General features: G+C 58.2%; 13 protein-coding genes. 2 read left to right on the plus strand and 11 right to left on the minus strand.

The annotated features are described in order from the left end of the window. Positions 1 to 4: 4 nt before the first annotated feature. The 4 genes from D3Z90_RS20245 to D3Z90_RS20260 all read right to left on the minus strand — a co-directional run bounded on the left by D3Z90_RS20245 (position 5) and on the right by D3Z90_RS20260 (position 3692). The gene (locus D3Z90_RS20245; protein WP_136477706.1) at positions 5 to 298 is read right to left on the minus strand and encodes a YcgL domain-containing protein; all 294 of its coding nucleotides are present in this window, start codon (positions 296 to 298) and stop codon (positions 5 to 7) included. Further along, complete coding sequence (rnd, locus tag D3Z90_RS20250; protein WP_136477707.1) at positions 295 to 1428, minus strand: ribonuclease D; 1134 nt, start codon at positions 1426 to 1428, stop codon at positions 295 to 297. Before rnd ends, D3Z90_RS20245 begins: the two co-directional genes overlap by 4 nt. 96 nt (positions 1429 to 1524) lie before the next feature. Next, positions 1525 to 3153 carry a phosphoethanolamine transferase gene (locus D3Z90_RS20255; protein WP_136477708.1) on the minus strand — a complete coding sequence of 543 codons (1629 nt, stop codon included), beginning with the start codon at positions 3151 to 3153 and terminating at the stop codon, positions 1525 to 1527. Positions 3154 to 3326: 173 nt separating this feature from the next. Then, positions 3327 to 3692, minus strand: coding sequence for a 5-carboxymethyl-2-hydroxymuconate Delta-isomerase (locus D3Z90_RS20260; RefSeq protein WP_136477709.1), 366 nt, complete (start codon positions 3690 to 3692; stop codon positions 3327 to 3329). 115 nt (positions 3693 to 3807) lie between these two features. Between D3Z90_RS20260 and D3Z90_RS20265 the strand changes: the two genes are divergently transcribed. Further along, on the plus strand, positions 3808 to 4035 hold the full coding sequence (locus D3Z90_RS20265; RefSeq protein ID WP_136477710.1) for a YdcH family protein: 228 nt from the start codon (positions 3808 to 3810) through the stop codon (positions 4033 to 4035). 69 nt (positions 4036 to 4104) lie between these two features. On the opposite strand, the gene D3Z90_RS20270 is transcribed toward D3Z90_RS20265, so the two are convergent. Continuing rightward, the gene (locus D3Z90_RS20270; RefSeq protein WP_136477711.1) at positions 4105 to 4908 is read right to left on the minus strand and encodes a phytanoyl-CoA dioxygenase family protein; all 804 of its coding nucleotides are present in this window, start codon (positions 4906 to 4908) and stop codon (positions 4105 to 4107) included. 202 nt (positions 4909 to 5110) lie between these two features. Between D3Z90_RS20270 and D3Z90_RS20275 the strand changes: the two genes are divergently transcribed. Further along, positions 5111 to 6508 (plus strand): amino acid permease, encoded by a 1398-nt coding sequence (locus D3Z90_RS20275; RefSeq protein WP_136477712.1) that lies wholly within the window; start codon positions 5111 to 5113, stop codon positions 6506 to 6508. Here the strand turns inward: D3Z90_RS20275 and D3Z90_RS20280 are convergent, their stop codons facing one another. From D3Z90_RS20280 to D3Z90_RS20305, 6 genes are all read right to left on the minus strand, one after another. Further along, positions 6509 to 7405 carry a LysR substrate-binding domain-containing protein gene (locus D3Z90_RS20280; RefSeq protein WP_136477713.1) on the minus strand — a complete coding sequence of 299 codons (897 nt, stop codon included), beginning with the start codon at positions 7403 to 7405 and terminating at the stop codon, positions 6509 to 6511. It abuts the gene before it with no gap. A gap of 28 nt (positions 7406 to 7433) precedes the next feature. Beyond that, complete coding sequence (locus D3Z90_RS20285; protein WP_136477714.1) at positions 7434 to 8873, minus strand: sodium:alanine symporter family protein; 1440 nt, start codon at positions 8871 to 8873, stop codon at positions 7434 to 7436. Positions 8874 to 9264: 391 nt separating this feature from the next. Next, positions 9265 to 10638 (minus strand): DUF1329 domain-containing protein, encoded by a 1374-nt coding sequence (locus tag D3Z90_RS20290; protein WP_136477715.1) that lies wholly within the window; start codon positions 10636 to 10638, stop codon positions 9265 to 9267. Between the two features lie 50 nt (positions 10639 to 10688). Beyond that, positions 10689 to 12644, minus strand: coding sequence for a DUF1302 domain-containing protein (locus D3Z90_RS20295; RefSeq protein WP_136477716.1), 1956 nt, complete (start codon positions 12642 to 12644; stop codon positions 10689 to 10691). 50 nt (positions 12645 to 12694) lie between these two features. Continuing rightward, positions 12695 to 14011, minus strand: a complete 1317-nt coding sequence (locus D3Z90_RS20300; RefSeq protein ID WP_136477717.1) for a phospholipase — start codon at positions 14009 to 14011, stop codon at positions 12695 to 12697. A gap of 194 nt (positions 14012 to 14205) precedes the next feature. Beyond that, the gene (locus D3Z90_RS20305; protein ID WP_136477718.1) at positions 14206 to 15774 is read right to left on the minus strand and encodes an FGGY-family carbohydrate kinase; all 1569 of its coding nucleotides are present in this window, start codon (positions 15772 to 15774) and stop codon (positions 14206 to 14208) included. Between the last annotated feature and the right edge of the window lie 11 nt (positions 15775 to 15785).

Raw genomic sequence — 15785 nt, forward strand, 5'->3', positions numbered from 1 at the left:
GGACTCAAATCGGGTCGTTGCGACGCAACAACTCTTCGGGCAGGTGTTCGATGTACTCATCTTCGACGGGTGGCATCTGCAGGTGATACCCCTGCTGCTCCAGGTTTTCCAGGACCTTGGTGATGTCTTCACGGGCCAATTGGCGCTCTGGGGTGAGTACCAGGTCGAAGGCATGCACCGGCTTGCCAAAGAACGGCAACAAGGCTTCCGGAACGCGCTCCAGGCCATCGGCCTTGAGCAGATAGAGGTACATTTCGTTCTTGCGTGGGCTCTTGTAGATCGAGCAGATACGTTTCATTGCGGTTCTCCAGCGCTGGCCAGACAGTCAAGCAGCGCTTGCCCCATCCGCTCACGGCGCCAGCCGCGCAACGAATCGGGAAGTTGATAAGGTCCTGAGGGGTAGCCGCTCTTGAGCAGCAACTCGAGGACTTTCTTGCGCAGCATCAGTTCCGGCGCAATGTTCAGGCGTTCACCCTCGGCCTGGCCAATGGCACGCAGCTTCTTGAGTAATGCCGAAGCCTCGATTGGCAGTGGCTCGGGTACCGCCGGGGGCCATTGCTCGGGGGGCAGGCTTGCAGCCTTCTTGATCAGATCGAGCAAAAACTCGCCATCCTGACGAATGGTACGCGGGTGCATGTCCTCGATCTTCGCCAGTGCCGACAACGAGTCGGGCTGGGTCTTGGCCATCGGCCACAGGGCGTTTTCACGCAGGATGCGATTACGCGGCAGATCGCGGGCCCGTGCTTCACGCTCGCGCCAGGCGCACAGATCGCGTAACACGGCCAACTGAGCACGAGAGAGTTTCCAGGCAAGCTTGGCGTCGCGGTACAGCTCGTTGGGGTCGATTTCCCGACGCAACTGCGCCACCAGCTCGGCACCGTCTTCGAGTACCCAGGCGTTTTTCTCGTCCGACAACTGCGGACGCAGACGTTCGTACAGCTCGGCCAGGTGCACCGCATCTTCAGCGGCGTAGCTGACCTGGGTTTCCGACAGCGGACGCTGCAACCAGTCAGAACGGGTTTCGCCCTTGGGCAGCTCTATGCCAAGAACTTCCTGGACCAGACGCGAGTAGCCCATGGAAAAGCCCAGGTTCAGGTAACCCGCAGCCAGTTGGGTGTCAAACAGCGGTGCCGGCAGGCTGCCGGTCAGGCGCGAAAGCACTTCGAGATCTTCGCTGCAGGCATGCAGCACCTTGATGACTTGAGTGTCTTCAAGCAATTGGGCCAGCGGCTGCCAGTTATTGACCCGCAACGGATCGATCAAAAAGGCACGCGCCCCGTCGCCGACCTGGATCAACCCGGCAATTGGATAAAAGGTATCGACCCGCATGAACTCGGTATCGACTGCCACGAAGGGTAGCTTGCGCCACTGCTGGCAATGTTCGGCCAGGCTGGCGTCGTCGCAAATCCAGTGTATTTCGATGGCCACAAGGCTCTCCCACAAACAATGGCGCGCAGTATATACGGCGCAGGCCATTGCCGGGAGACCGCTCGACCGCTATCCCTGCCTGGCCCGAGGGTTGTTTTAGTGCTGTGCAAGCGTCGGCCGGCAGCTGGCAAACATATCCAGTTGCGGGTCGTAGAGGGCGGTGCGTACGTGCAACAGCCCCAGCATCGAGTGAAACAGGTTGTCCTGGCTCAGGGGCTCATCACGCATCTTGTTCAGGCAGTTGGTATCGACGTCATAGTCCTTGCCATAGCTGTCGGAAAACCAGGCCAGCATTGGCACATGCTTTTGTTGCTCCGGAGCCAATACATAGGGGGTACCGTGCAAGAACAAGTTGTACTCACCTAGCGACTCGCCATGGTCGGAGAGATAAAGCATGGCGGTGTCGACCGTGCCTTGCTTGCTGCGCAAGATGTCGATCAGCGATGCCAATACATGGTCGGTGTACACCAGGGTGTTGTCATAGGCATTGATAATGCTCTGTTCACTGCACTGGTTTAACGCATTGCTCGGGCAGACCGGCGTAAAGCGCTCATATTGCATGGGGTAACGCTTGAAGTATTCCGGGCCATGACTGCCCATCTGGTGCAATACCAAGACGGTGTCCTGCTGCAGGTTGTCGATCATCGATGCCAAGCCTTGCAACAGGATCTCGTCGTGACATTCGCTATTGGTGCACAGCACCGGGTCCTTGGCATTACTCACATCTTCGAACTGGACACGGTCGCAGGTACCTTTGCAACCGGACTGGTTGTCACGCCAGCGAACACTCAAACCCGCGCGTTGCAGCACATCGAGCAAACCTTCCTGATTCTTGGCCTTGCTAGCCTGGTAGTCCTTGCGGCTGAGCCCGGAAAACATGCAGGGCACTGATACTGCCGTCTCGGTTCCGCAGGAATGAACATCACTGAAGACGATCAGCCCGGCCTCTTTACTCAGTTGCGGGGTAGTTTCACGGTCATAGCCGAGCAACTCGAAGTTCTGCGCCCGAGCGCTTTCACCAACCACCAGCACTGTCAGAGACTTGCGCTCATGCTTCCACAACGGATCACGCTTGGCGTCTTCGCCGATCTTGGCAAAGGGCTTGGCCGCAGTGCCGATACGCTCCTTTACATAGCCCATGGAAGCACCCACCACATTGCTCGGCACAACCATCAGGCGAATCTCATGATGGTTGCGAAACAGTGAGGCCAGGCCTTGGTAGTTGAGCAGCGCCACCATACCGATCAAGGCAATACACGCCACGCTGGAAATCAACTTTGCGAACAGTTCGCGATACCACACGCGATAATTGACAGGTGTTTTATACAACAGCAAAGCCGGTACAACTGCCAACAACAATATATACAAGCCAAGCTTGATCGAAAGCAGATCGCGCACTTCCGTAGCATTGGTCTCCATTGTATTGCGCAACATGCCAACATCAATCAGAACACCGTACTGATTCATGAAATACGCCGCGCCAGCGCCAACAAAAAGCAAGGTAATCAATACCGGCTTCAATACCCCCTTGAAGGCCACAAAGGTCAACAGCAAATTAAACGCACAGAAGATCAGCACCGCGAAGGCCAGGCGCAGGAAAACACCGGAAACTCCGGGTTCAATTACACTGGAAAGATACTGCCAGAGCACCGGATTAAAGGCGATCAGCAGGTACAGACTAGCGAGCAGAGTGACCCATTCGGCCCGCAGTGGTTTGATCTTCACGTTAACGCTCGCTTGGCTATTGTTCGGTAATGAGTGCCATTGCGGCACGGCCTTTAGACCAAGCGAACGTTAAGGACAACGGGATCAATTTTTTGTGAAAAAGACGCTAACATTTAGTCGGTGAGCGCCTTTTTGATAATTACAATTTTTTCACATTAGTTATGCCTGACGCATTAAGCAGGCACGTGCGTTTTTGAATAAGAGTCACGGTCTATATCCAGGACTTCGACGCACAACTGTATATCCACACCTGCCACTGCCGGAACGGCCTCTTTAAGCACCTCCAGCAGAGCCGTCGACAGCTGCCGCTTCACCTCTGGCGAGCGGCCGCTGAGAATCGAAAGCTTGATATGCGCGAACGCCCGCTCGCTCAAGGCCGTACCTACCCGGTAGCTGGCCAGCGCCACTGCCCGGCTCTTGATATCCAGTTCGTCGGCAAACTGACCACTCCCCACCAGCGTATGGTTCAGGCGCAGCAGTAATCGATCAACATCCAGATCACGCAGGTTGTCGCTGTATTCCACATGCAGATGAGGCATTGGGCAGGTCCTGAAGTCAGAAATGTTGCAACAGACTACCTCAATCACGAAACCCTACAAACACGACTATCCTGATAGTTCATGACTTCCACCCCAAACCCCGAGAGGTGAAGAAATGCCGGTCAAGCACGATTTGCTCGCAGACCTGAACATGACCAGGGACGCGTTCGACGCCAAGAAAAAAACCGACGCAAGGCTCAGCGAGCTGCACGAAAAATACAATGCCATCGATGGTGAAGTGGTCAAGGCAGAAAGCAGTAGCGCCTCCGACGACCAGATTACGCAACTGCGGAAAAAACGCTTGATGATCAAAGACGAGATCGTCGCCCATGTGAAGCAGTAACCACCAGGGCAACAGAAAAAAAAAGCCCCGCAGACTCACTGCGGGGCTCTTCGTTTTTAGCCATCAGGCTCAACGTTTTGACCAGACTACCGGGAACCAGTCCTCGCGCATGCGATCGCCGTTTTGCAGATCGATACCGGGAAACGGCGGCGAAGTTCGACCTGGGCGCTGTACATAACGCACATCATCCCCCATGAAGCGCGTCGAAAACGCTCGACGCCGATTGCCGCCAATGTTGCCGGCAGCACCATGCACGGTGCGAAAATCGAACACCACCGCGTCGCCCGGCTCCAGTTCTGGCGAGATGATTTCATACTCGCCGTTTTCCACATCTGGCATGTCCATGAACAGGCTCTGGCCCGTCTCGGCGTCCTGGGCGCCATAGAAGTCCTTGTTGCTGGCCCAACTTTTGGGTCGAACCGGCTTGGGCCATTGATGTGAGCCCAGCACCACGCTCAGGGTGTTGTGACGCGTCACTGGATCGAGGGGAATCCAGTAGCTGGCGGTCTGCAAGCCATCCACGCAATAGTACGGCAGGTCCTGATGCCAGGGCGTCGGCTTGGAGGTGCCCGGTTCCTTGACCAGAATATGGTCATGAAACACCTGCACTGCCTGGGACTGCATCAGCTCACCGGCAATCGCCGCTGCCGGTGAATTCAAGACAAAATCCGTGAACGCCGGAATGCGCTGCCAGTTGCAGTAATCCTCGAAGAATCGCCCGCCTTCACCACTGCCAACGTTCTCGATAGCAAAGGCACTGGGCGCAGCCAGGTTCTGTTCGAAGCCTTCACGCAGGCGCTCTATCCAATCGCGGAAAACGCCACGTAACACGATTGCACCGTCGCGCTGAAACTGTTCGATATCGGCATTCATCGGGGGCCACCTCTCTTGTTGTAATGACAAAAGTATTGGGTGGCGTCGCCCGCGCGGTAAACCACAGATTACCTATTCGCCACTATAGGCAATCTGTATGGCGCAGCTGTTGTCAGCCCCCGTATTTGACCGGTTAATAGCCTTGCCTGTGTCCTGAGGCGCCTTGCTATCCAAGAATAAGAACAATGAGGAGTTACCTGGGATGAACGAAAACAGCTCCGCTATGCGGCGCGGTCTGAGTACCCGCCACATTCGTTTCATGGCGCTCGGTTCTGCTATCGGCACCGGGCTTTTTTATGGCTCCGCGGCGGCGATCAAATTGGCTGGGCCTTCCGTACTGCTGGCGTACCTGATCGGTGGCGCGGCCATCTACATGATGATGCGCGCCCTGGGCGAGATGGCAGTACGCAACCCGATTTCCGGCTCCTTCGGTCAATACGCCAGTCAATATCTGGGACGCTTCCCAGGTTTTCTGACCGGCTGGAGCTATGCCTTTTCCATGTTGGTGGTGTGCCTGGCCGACGTCACCGCCTTCGGGGTGTACATGAGCTTCTGGTTTCCGGAGACGCCCCGCTGGATCTGGGTGCTGGGTATCGTGTTGTTCATCGGCGCCCTTAATCTGTGCAGCGTGAAGGTCTTCGGGGAAATGGAGTTCTGGCTGTCACTGCTGAAGGTTACCGCGATTGTCTCGATGATCCTTGCCGGGGCAGCAGTGCTGATGTTTGGTATCCAACTGGGCGGTTCCGGTGAACAACTGGCAACGATCAGTAACCTGTGGAGCCATGGCGGCTTTTTCCCCAATGGCATCAGCGGCATGATCGCTTCGTTCACAGTGGTCATGTTTGCTTTCGGCGGGGTCGAAATGATCGGTATTACCGCTGGCGAAGCCAAGGACCCGCAACGGGTCATTCCCAAGGCGATCAACTCGGTGCCCCTGCGTATCTTGCTGTTTTACGTGCTCACCCTGTTCGTGCTGATGTCAATTTACCCATGGACACGGATCGGCAGCGAAGGCAGCCCGTTCGTACAGATTTTCAGTGGCCTGGGTATTGGCTCAGCAGCCACCTTGCTCAATATCGTGGTGATCTCGGCGGCGATTTCGGCGATCAACAGCGACATCTTCAGCGCCGGGCGCATGATGTATGGCATGGCTCAGAACGGTCAGGCGCCGGCAAGCTTTGCGCAACTGTCGCGCTTTGGCGTGCCGTGGATGACTGTGGTGGTGATGGCCGTCGCGCTGTTGCTTGGCGTGGTGCTCAATTACCTGGCACCGGAAAACCTGTTCCTGATCCTCGCGGCGGTGGTCACCTTTTCGATCGTCTGGGTGTGGTTGATGATTCTGCTGTCGCAGATGGTGATGCGCCGCGGCATGAACGCCGAGGAAGTCGCCGCATTACGTTTCCCCGTGCCCCTGTGGCCAGTGGGTCCGGCCTGCGCGGCGGTCTTCATGCTGTTCATTTTCGGCGTCCTGGCCTGGTTCCCTGACACCCGCATGGCGCTGTATGTGGGTATCGGCTGGCTGGCGTTGCTGTCGCTGGGTTACTGGCTGTTCGTGGCACGCCAACCGGTGCCTGCACTGGCTGACTCAGTCACCCGCTGATCAATCCACAAACTGCTGGCTGGCCCAGTCGAGGAACGCTTGTGCCGCCAACGAAGGGCGCATGGCACTGGACTGGGCCAACACCACGGGCTGCGGGCTGACGCTCTCGAGCAGCGGCCGGCAAGCCAATGGCTGACCGTCGTAGCTACAATCTGCCACCGGCCGGGTGCACGACAACGCCACGCCATAACCGTGCGCGACCAGACCGCGCTGCATTTCGAATGTCTGGGTCAATTGCAACGATCCCGGTTGCAGGTCGTGGGCCCAGAACAGCGAGAGAAAGTACTCACGGGTTCGCGAGATGTCTTCGAGGATCAGGCATTCATTGGCCAGATCCACCAGGGATACCCGCTCCTGCAACGCCAGTGGATGGTCGGCGGGCAGCAAGGCGTAGGGCGTCAATTGCGCCAGCACGCGTTTCTCTATCGGTGAATCCAGCCCGACATCGTAGGTCAGCGCCAGCTCGGCCTTGCCATCGGCCAGGCGACGGTTTACCTCGGCCAGGTCAGCTTCCAGCAACGTTATGGTGACGTCCGGATAACGTCGACGAAAACCGCTGAGCAGGCGCGGCGCATAGTAGGGGCCAAGGTCCTGAAAGCAGATTAGACTCAACGATCCGCGCACCACATCCTGCTCTATGCCCTTGCCGCTGATCGAGGCGGCAAGGCTGAGCATGTCTCGCGTCTGCTCAAGCAGCTTGCGCCCCGCTGGCGTCAGTTCCAGGCCACGGCTTACCTGGCGATGGAAAAGCTTCTCACCCAGCGTGGCCTCCAACTGCGACAACGCCAACGACACCGACGGCTGAGAGATATGCTTGGCCCGTGCCGCAGCACTGACACTGCCCTGCTCAGCCGCAGCGACGAAATACTCCAACTGGCGAAAGGTGAAGCCGATCATCGCAATGCCCTTAGCTGTGTTTTAACCGTTAGCGGTCTTTCAAGGCCTCGACCGGCTGCTCGGTACCATTGGCCGCGCCCCAGATTTCTGCGTCGATCTTACCCGATAGTTCTGGGTAATCCTTGGCGTTGAACTCCGGCGTGCCCACAGCCTTCTGGGCAAAGTAGTCACGCGTCAACTTGACCACCACACCCGACAGCAAGCAAATGGCAATCAGGTTGATGGTCGCCATCAGGCCCATCGCCGCATCGGCAGCATCAAACACCGTGGCAACACTTTCATAGGCACCCCACACCACCATCAGCAATGCTGCACAGCGCAACACCGTCAGGCCCAGGCGAGTGTTCAACTTGAGATAGACCATGGCGTTTTCGGCGTAGGTGTAGTTACCGATGATCGAGGTGAAGGCAAAGAAGAAAATCGCAACCGCAATAAAGTACTGCCCGGCAGAGCCGATGTGCACGTTCATGGCCGCCTGAGTGAGCGGTGTACCGGTCATTTCAGGGCCAGGAACTACGCCGGAAAGCAGAATCATGATCGCCGTGGCGGTACAGATCAGCAGGGTATCGATGAACACGCCCAAGGCCTGTACAAAGCCCTGCGAGGAAGGATGGTGCGGGTTGGGCGTTGCCACCGCAGCAATGTTCGGCGCCGAGCCCATGCCCGCTTCGTTGGAGAACAAGCCACGTTTGACACCGTTGAGCATGGCCCCGGCGACACCGCCGACTGCCGACTCCAGGCCAAAGGCACTCTTGACGATCAGCATCAATACACCCGGCACTTCGCCCAGATTGGTGACGATCACGTACACCGCCACCAACAGGTACGCACCGGCCATGAATGGCACGATCCATTCGGCGATACGGGCGATTTTCTTGATCCCGCCAAATATCACCAGGCCCGCCAGCAGCGCCACCGCTACACCGGTGGTCAGTTTGGGAACCCCAAAGGCACCAAGGGTCGCATCGGCAATGGAGTTGGCTTGTACCGCACCAAACACCAGGCCGAACGCGATAATCAGGCACACCGAGAAGATCACCGCAGCCCAAGGGGCATTCAACCCCTTGGCAATATAGAACGCCGGACCACCGCGATACTCACCGTTGCTGTTGCGCACTTTATACAACTGCGCCAGGGTGCTTTCCGCATAGGCGGTGGCCATGCCCAACGAAGCTACCACCCACATCCAGAACACCGCACCCGGCCCGCCCAGGGTAATGGCTACGGCCACACCCGCAAGGTTACCGGTACCTACCCGGGAAGCCAGGCTGGTGCACAACGCCTGAAACGGCGTAATACCACTTGGGTCATTGGCCGGTGCACGCAGTACCGAGCGGAAGAACTCCGGCAAATGGCGAAACTGGATAAAGCCCAAGCGGACAGTGAAGTAGATACCTGCGGCCAGCAGGCCATAGATCAGGACATACCCCCAGAAGAAGGTATTGAGCGTGTTGATCACGGCTGTCATCGTATGTTCCCAAATAAAGCGCAGGGCCCCGTAAGGACCGTGCTCTGTCTGTAAAGCGACCGGCGCCGGAAAACGACCCGTGCCAGTTTCAATGTGAATGGCCTGTAACGATGGGGATGCCCATGGTTTCAGCGAGACGCTTCGACATCACCGCAGGGGGCGACGAAGTGCGTAGGAGGTCTGACTTCGAAGCGACCAGCCTACGTAAGACGATAGGCTGGTTTGCTGTTGAAAGGGGGCATATTAGCAGGTTTTGCCATCACCTTGCCCCAGGTGGTGGCCAGCGGTACCTGCGATGAACTCACCGCCGGTGCGTCTTGATCAAACGCACGCTGTCAGGAATCCATCGCAGGCGGTGCAGCGTCCGGTCTTCCCGGTTCAGATCAAAGCGTTAACGCGTTCCACGCTGACGCAATGCCGACGGCATGAAGTAGGCGTCTTCAGGCACCGGCTGATTGAAGTCCACAGTCTCAGCTTCCTCGTTATCGAGGTTTTGCACGTAGTAGCGACGAGCTTGCAAATCGTGGAACACGTCCAGCGAACTCCAAGTGGTTGGCAGGTCGTAGAAGTTCTTCAGGTAGCCCATCGACACCCGCCACAGCTGCCCGCGACCGTCATACTGATCCACCAGCGCCGCGCCCCAGCTGTCCTCGTCGAGAAACAGCACGCGCTTGGAATAAATGTGCCGCGCGGTCGATTTCAGCGTGCCTTCCACCACCCACACCCGGTGCAGCTCATAACGGGTGTATTGCGGATTGAGATGCCCCTGCTTGAGCAGGTCGGCGTACTTCACATCCGGGCTTGAGACTTTGTAGTTGTTGTAAGGGATATAGATCTCTTTCTTACCCACCAACTTCCAGTTGTAACGGTCAGGCGAGCCGTTGAACAAGTCCGTGTCGTCCGCTGTACGCAGGCCGTCGGAGGATGCAATCGGCGTGTCGTACGCTAGGCTCGGTGCGCGTCGCACGCGTCGTTGCCCGGCGTCGTAGATCCAGGCCTGACGCGGGTCCTTGATCTGGTCCAGGGTCTCGTGAACCAGGGTCGCGCCACCTGCCAGCCGGGCCGGGCTTTTCACGAAGGTCAGGTAATAGAACAGGATGTTGTTGAGGTCGGCGAACTGCCCACCCGGACGGTAGTACTTGAACATCCCTTCCTGTTGCGAAGTGACCAGCGCGAAGCTGCCATTACGCTGCACCGGCGCTTCGGATGCGCGCCGTACCACGTAGATGCCGCGGTAGCGAGTGATATGGTTCCACAGCGCCTCGACACCATCCTTGGGGATGGGGAACGGTACGCCGCCATAAGCATCGCTAAAACCATTGCCGCCCTCCAACAACTTCGCCGAGGTGGCGTTCTTGAAGGTGTTGTCGTACAGCCATTGCGGCGCCGAGCCGGAACGGCGGCTGGTGTACACCGGCATCTGGAAGGTGTCGGGGTAGCTGTTGAACAGCGCAATCTGACCCTCGCTCAACTGATCCTTGTACTGTTCCAGGTTGGCCTTGGTAATAGTGAACAGTGGCTTGTCGGCGGCAAACGGGTCCAGGTGATGCTTGCCTGGCACATAACCTTGGGGAGCCTGAGTGATACCGCCATCCCAGGCCGGAATGGTGCCGGCAGCGTTGCCTGCGCGTTCTGCGCCAAGCGGCGTCAGGGTCGTTTTAAGTTGCTCGGCCTGCTGCGCCGAAACTGCCGCCAGCGCCCCGCCGGCCGCCAGGCTCAGGACCAACGCCAGGGTGGTCTTGAGCAGTCGTGGTGTGTGAAGCATGGACGTTCTCCGAATTAAAAACCGGGCCGAAGGCCTTGGGGTCTGGGCACTCACAGGAAGTACTTGAGGTTGAAGCCAACGTTGTCACGGTCACGAATGCCGTTGTTCTGGCCACCACCGTAGAACTCGGTGTATTGCAACTCGGCTTCCAGCTTGTTCTGGTAGGTGGCCTTGATGCCCAGGGTGTAGGCCTTGCGACCTTCAATGTTGTTGCCGGCCTGATAGCTGTTGCCTTTGAAGTCATCTTTGTAGACGACGTAAGGCGAGAGGTTGACCCCGGCGTACACGTCGTTCCAGGTGCCATTGACCATCGCCGTGTAGCTGTAGGAGTTACGGTTGACCTGATCGCCACGATCACCGCCGGACACATACGAATAGTTGCCGGAGCCGGCGTAGTACCGGCTGCTGCCGTCATAGGCGGTGTAGTGCAGGCTACTGCCGCGCAAGTGCTCGGAGGACAACTCGAAGATGCCGAAAACCGAGTCGAACGACATACCCGGGCCGAAGTTGTAGATAGTGCCCAGCGAGGTATTGAAGGCTTCGACCCGCTCAGCGTTGTTGATCTGACTGTCGAGCTGGACCATCTGCCCGCCAATGTTGATGGTCTGGCCCGCTGCAGCAGCCGCGGCGCCATTGGCCAGGTCGCCGATCAAGTCGTTGGTGGCCGCGACACCGATGGGCAGGTTGGGCCGATAAGCCAACTCACCAAACACCGATGCCTGGCCAATGGTGGTGTTGAAGCTGAAGCCATACATGCGGATGTCTTCGGCGTAGCGACGATGCGCCTGGATGTTACCCATCACATCCGCGGTGGCCAGGCCATGGGCCAGCGCCGCAGCCTGGCTGCCAGCCAGTCCGGACAGCAGGTTGGTCAACGCGGCCATGTCGATACCCTGGTAGCCACCAAGGTCAGCGGAAATGGTGGGTTCCTTGGCGTGGTAGTTGACCATGTACAGGCCAAACTCAGTGCTGTTGAGTTCCTCGGCAATGTAGCGGAAGGCGAAACCGAACTGACCGTCGTTGCGGGCGTTGAAGTCCTTGCCGATGCTGGCCACTTTCAAGGTGTTGCCAAACGCCGGGGTCACGCCGTTGGCGTACAGGCCGGTGCTGCCCAGCAACTGGTTGAACATCGGGTTGTTGCCCAGCGCCTCGTACATGCCGATCACGTTGCCAAAGCCTGGCACAGGTGTATCCAGCGCTGTGCCAGTGAAGTCGTTGTAGGCTGTGTTGCCGCCATCGGCGAACAGGTCGGTCTGCGAGTAGAAAGTGCCGACCGGGTCGATGCGGGTTTCTTTCCAGTTGGTCTGGTAGAAACTTTCCATGGTCAGGTTGTCGGTAAGGCCGATGTTGAAACTCAGCGCCTCCACCGGAATCAGCACTTCCTTGACCTCAGCCCCCGGCAGGCGGAACCTGGCCGCGTCCACCGGGTTGGTGGTGTTGATTCCGCCGCGGTAGAAAATGCCCTCGCCCCAGTTGAACACCTGGCGCCCCAGGCGGGCGGTCACTGGCATCTGTGCCACGTCCCAACTGCCATAGACATAGGCGTCGAGCATTTCAATGTGGCTACCGGCGATGTCGCGAGTTTCGTCGGTGAAGCGGTCGTCGTTGGGGTAGTTCTGGCTTGGTTGCGACGGTTTGTTGTTGCCGTAGTAGTCGTTGCGTTTGTCCATCAGTTGGGTGTCATAGAACGCGCTGCCGCGCAGGAACACACCATAGTTCTGATAGTTGGCCTCAAGCTCCGAAGTAATCTTGTAGACCTCGGAAACCAGCCCGGTATCGAAGTTGCGATTGCCGTCGTTGGTGTTGACGTCATCGTTGGTCTTGTCCCGCCCCTGCACCCGCCACAAGCGGCCATATGACAAGGTTGTGTCGAGCGAGCCGATGACCTGGTTATCCAGCACCTTGAACTCGACAGCCTGTGCGCCCTCTAGCGCGAACAGTTGCAACAGCCCTGCCAACCCTACCCCGGACATCACAGCGCCAGACTGGCGTAATCGCATCCCCATGGTGTGCTTCTCCCTTTGTTGATCTTGTTGTTTTTGTGTCTGCACAGCGGCTATTGCCCTGTGTTGGCTACTGCTGGCGGCGTCAGCCCGGCGCGAACGTAAATTCGACTGTGTGCGCCAAAATTCCCGAGCAACTGGAACAGTTGCTGATTGAGCTGCGGATGGTCGTAGTCTTCGCGCGTCACGTGGTTGCCGGCACTGAAGCTGCTGGTAACGGGCGTCGTGGCCAGCCACTGGCCGATGACCTGGTCAAACGCTGCCCCGGCGGCGGCGGACTGCGCGCTGACCACCTGGCGCAAATAGTCCACCGAGTACGGAGGGTATCCAGCGTCTTGCGCGGTATCGGCATAGGCCTGAAGCATCGGATGCACTTGATGGGCGCTGCGCAGCAGTTGGGAGAGCCAGGCGGCCTGATACTTCTCCACCTCCATGTGGCGTGTAGCGACGCGCTCGATAGAGGCATGCTTGTCGCCATCAAAACCAACCAAGGCTTTGCCTTCCATCAGCAACATACTGGCCAGCCCCACCCCGGGCAGTGGCTTGGCGTGATAAGGCTGAGTCAGGTCCTGGACGTGATGGACACCCCATCCAAGAAAGCGATAGCCCCAATAATGATGACCGGTAGCGAAAGCCAGCCGAGCCAGGCCCAGATATTGATAGGCGCGCCAATCGGGCCAACTGCGCTCAAGAAAGCCGGCTGCGGCATACACCACTGGATTCTCGTGAAAGAAGCCCATGTGAAAGGGAGCCTGCGAGCTGTACTGGAAGCGCTCATCGCCAAATGGCTGCGGGCCAAAGCCGTAAAGGGCGGCGACATCACCCTTGTTGTCGCTGAACAGGTTGATGTCGTGACCGTAGTCCGGCTCGTCGGCAGCGGTGGCAAGCACCGCCAATGGCGAAACTTTTTCACCGTCTTGCACAACCATGAACCGCTGCTGGTTCCATGGCGACAGCGTCTGCTCGACCATCACCTGTTCGGCCTTGAGGTGGGCACGCTGGGGCTGGTCCTGCCCTGGCAGTGGCTGGATGACCATGGCCAGATGGATCTGCGGATTGATGCGCAGAGCGGTGAAAAAGTCGTGGCGCAGATTGTCCCTTGGCGCTGCGGGCAATCGCAGGTTGTCGGGGCGAGAGGGGTACTGGGGAAAGTGCTTGCGGGCGAAGCGTTCCTGCTCATCGAGCAGTTTGGCAATCGCGTCGTATTCTTCAGAGAGAAACTGCTCCAGCGGTTCGACTTCAACCTGAGAGGCTTCACGCAAGGCCGCCAGGTCCTGCAATGCGAGGTAACTGCCAACCGTATGATTGGACCATCCCCAGGCCGCTGGAGCGAACGCGCAAAGCAGCGCTAAGAGAAGTTTGAGCTTCATTGATTTTAATTCTTATTGGATGTGCTTGGGGGCTGAGCCTAACAATCGCCCTTGCGCCTGACACTGTCCGATCTCGCCAATAAAGTTCTCCGATAGCGCCACCGCAATGTGTCAAATCGGTAAGCGCGGGGTGGGCATTCAGGCACGGGCTTGGTTTTCTCTGTACACGTCAGTCCCACCCCCAAGGATGCTCACTAGGCCGGGTAGCCGGTGATCTGCCGAATGCTCTGGTACAACGGTTTGAGCTGACGGTACATACGCAGGTAAACCTCCTTGTATAACCGCTGGTAAATCTGTTGCGCCTCAGGCTGGGGCATGAACACCGTGCCGACCCGGGTCATGGACCCGATTGCCGTAGGAAAGTCGGGATAAAGACCAAGCCCCACCGCACAGCATATGGCGGCCCCCAACCCCGAGGCTTCATAGACATGCGGACGCTCTGCCGGCAGGCCGAAGATGTCTGCCGTGAGTTGCATCGCTGCATCGCTCTGCGACCCCCCACCGGCAACACGCAGGCGCTGGATTGATTGTTTCGAGCGTCTTTCAAGGTTCTCCTTGCCCTGTCGCAGCGCATACGCCAAGCCTTCAAGGATCGCCCGATAAATATGCGCACGGGTGTGTACGTCACCAAAGCCGATCATCGCGCCCTTGGCCTCCATGCCCGGCTCTCGAATCCCAGGCGACCAATAGGGTTGTAACATCAGCCCCATGGAACCGGGCGGCACTGCATTGACCAGGGCATCGAACAGTTGCTCTGGTTCCAGCCCCTGCTCCTTGGCCTGTTGCATCTCTCGCAAGCCGAATTCGTTCTTGAACCAGCTGACCATCCAGTAGCCACGGTAGATCATCACTTCACAGTTGAATTGATCCGGCACCGCTGCCGGATACGGCGGAATCAACGGGATGATTTCCAGGTAGCGCGACCGGGTGGTGGTGATGGTTGCCGTAGTGCCATAGGACAGACACACCGTGGACGAATCGACCACACCGGCACCGAGTACTTCACAGGCTTTGTCGGCACCTGCAGCAATCAGTGCCGTGCCCTCGGGGATACCCGTGTGCCGACTCGCCTCGGCGCTGATATGACCCAGGGTTTCGCCCGGTTTGAACAAACTCGGCAATTGCTCCGGCCGTACCGTCAACGCCTGCCACTTCCAATCAGAGGGCGCAGCCCAGCGCAGGCGCTTGAAGTCGAACGGCAAGTAGCCGACGCAGCAGCCTACCGAGTCGACGAAGCGCCCGCACAGGCGGTGGGTGAGAAAACCCGACAGCAACAGGAATTTGTCGGTCGCGGCCCAAACCTCGGGTTGATGCTGGGCGATCCAGTTGGCCTCGGCCTGGGCCCGGAAGTAATCCACGGTAGCCTGCGCGCCAACCAGTTTGAACAGCCAGCCCCACGGTCCCTTGATCCCGCCTTCAACCTCGGCCTGGCGCTGATCGAGCCAGAGAATTGCCGGACGCAGCGCCTTGCCTTGGGCATCGACGTTTATCACCGTGCCGCGCTGAGTAGTCAGTGACACGCCGGCGATCTGTGTGCGATCGATGCCGGTCTGCTGCCACAACTGCTGGCAGGCTTCGCCCAATTTGGCCCAGTAATAATCAGGTTCCTGCTCCGCCCAGCCAGGTTGCGCCGATGTGTAGGCGTGCAGTTCGACCTTGCCTTTGCCCAACAGATTGCCCTGCAGGTCAAACAGCAGCGCCCGTACGCTCTGGGTGCCATTGTCAATTGCCAGCAGGTAGCGCTTGTTCTTGTTGTTATCCATGGAACTCTCTT

This window comes from Pseudomonas sp. DG56-2 (assembly GCF_004803755.1).
GTDB lineage: Bacteria > Pseudomonadota > Gammaproteobacteria > Pseudomonadales > Pseudomonadaceae > Aquipseudomonas > Aquipseudomonas auratipiscis.

What these genes read in the sequence shown, in the direction of transcription:
- D3Z90_RS20245 (WP_136477706.1), bottom strand. Translation starts at nt 298, where the DNA reads ATGAAACGTATCTGCTCGATCTACAAGAGCCCACGCAAGAACGAAATG.
- D3Z90_RS20260 (WP_136477709.1), bottom strand. Translation starts at nt 3,692, where the DNA reads ATGCCTCATCTGCATGTGGAATACAGCGACAACCTGCGTGATCTGGAT.
- D3Z90_RS20265 (WP_136477710.1), top strand. Translation starts at nt 3,808, where the DNA reads ATGCCGGTCAAGCACGATTTGCTCGCAGACCTGAACATGACCAGGGAC.
- D3Z90_RS20270 (WP_136477711.1), bottom strand. Translation starts at nt 4,908, where the DNA reads ATGAATGCCGATATCGAACAGTTTCAGCGCGACGGTGCAATCGTGTTA.
- D3Z90_RS20275 (WP_136477712.1), top strand. Translation starts at nt 5,111, where the DNA reads ATGAACGAAAACAGCTCCGCTATGCGGCGCGGTCTGAGTACCCGCCAC.
- D3Z90_RS20280 (WP_136477713.1), bottom strand. Translation starts at nt 7,405, where the DNA reads ATGATCGGCTTCACCTTTCGCCAGTTGGAGTATTTCGTCGCTGCGGCT.
- D3Z90_RS20285 (WP_136477714.1), bottom strand. Translation starts at nt 8,873, where the DNA reads ATGACAGCCGTGATCAACACGCTCAATACCTTCTTCTGGGGGTATGTC.
- D3Z90_RS20290 (WP_136477715.1), bottom strand. Translation starts at nt 10,638, where the DNA reads ATGCTTCACACACCACGACTGCTCAAGACCACCCTGGCGTTGGTCCTG.
- D3Z90_RS20295 (WP_136477716.1), bottom strand. Translation starts at nt 12,644, where the DNA reads ATGGGGATGCGATTACGCCAGTCTGGCGCTGTGATGTCCGGGGTAGGG.
- D3Z90_RS20300 (WP_136477717.1), bottom strand. Translation starts at nt 14,011, where the DNA reads ATGAAGCTCAAACTTCTCTTAGCGCTGCTTTGCGCGTTCGCTCCAGCG.
- D3Z90_RS20305 (WP_136477718.1), bottom strand. Translation starts at nt 15,774, where the DNA reads ATGGATAACAACAAGAACAAGCGCTACCTGCTGGCAATTGACAATGGC.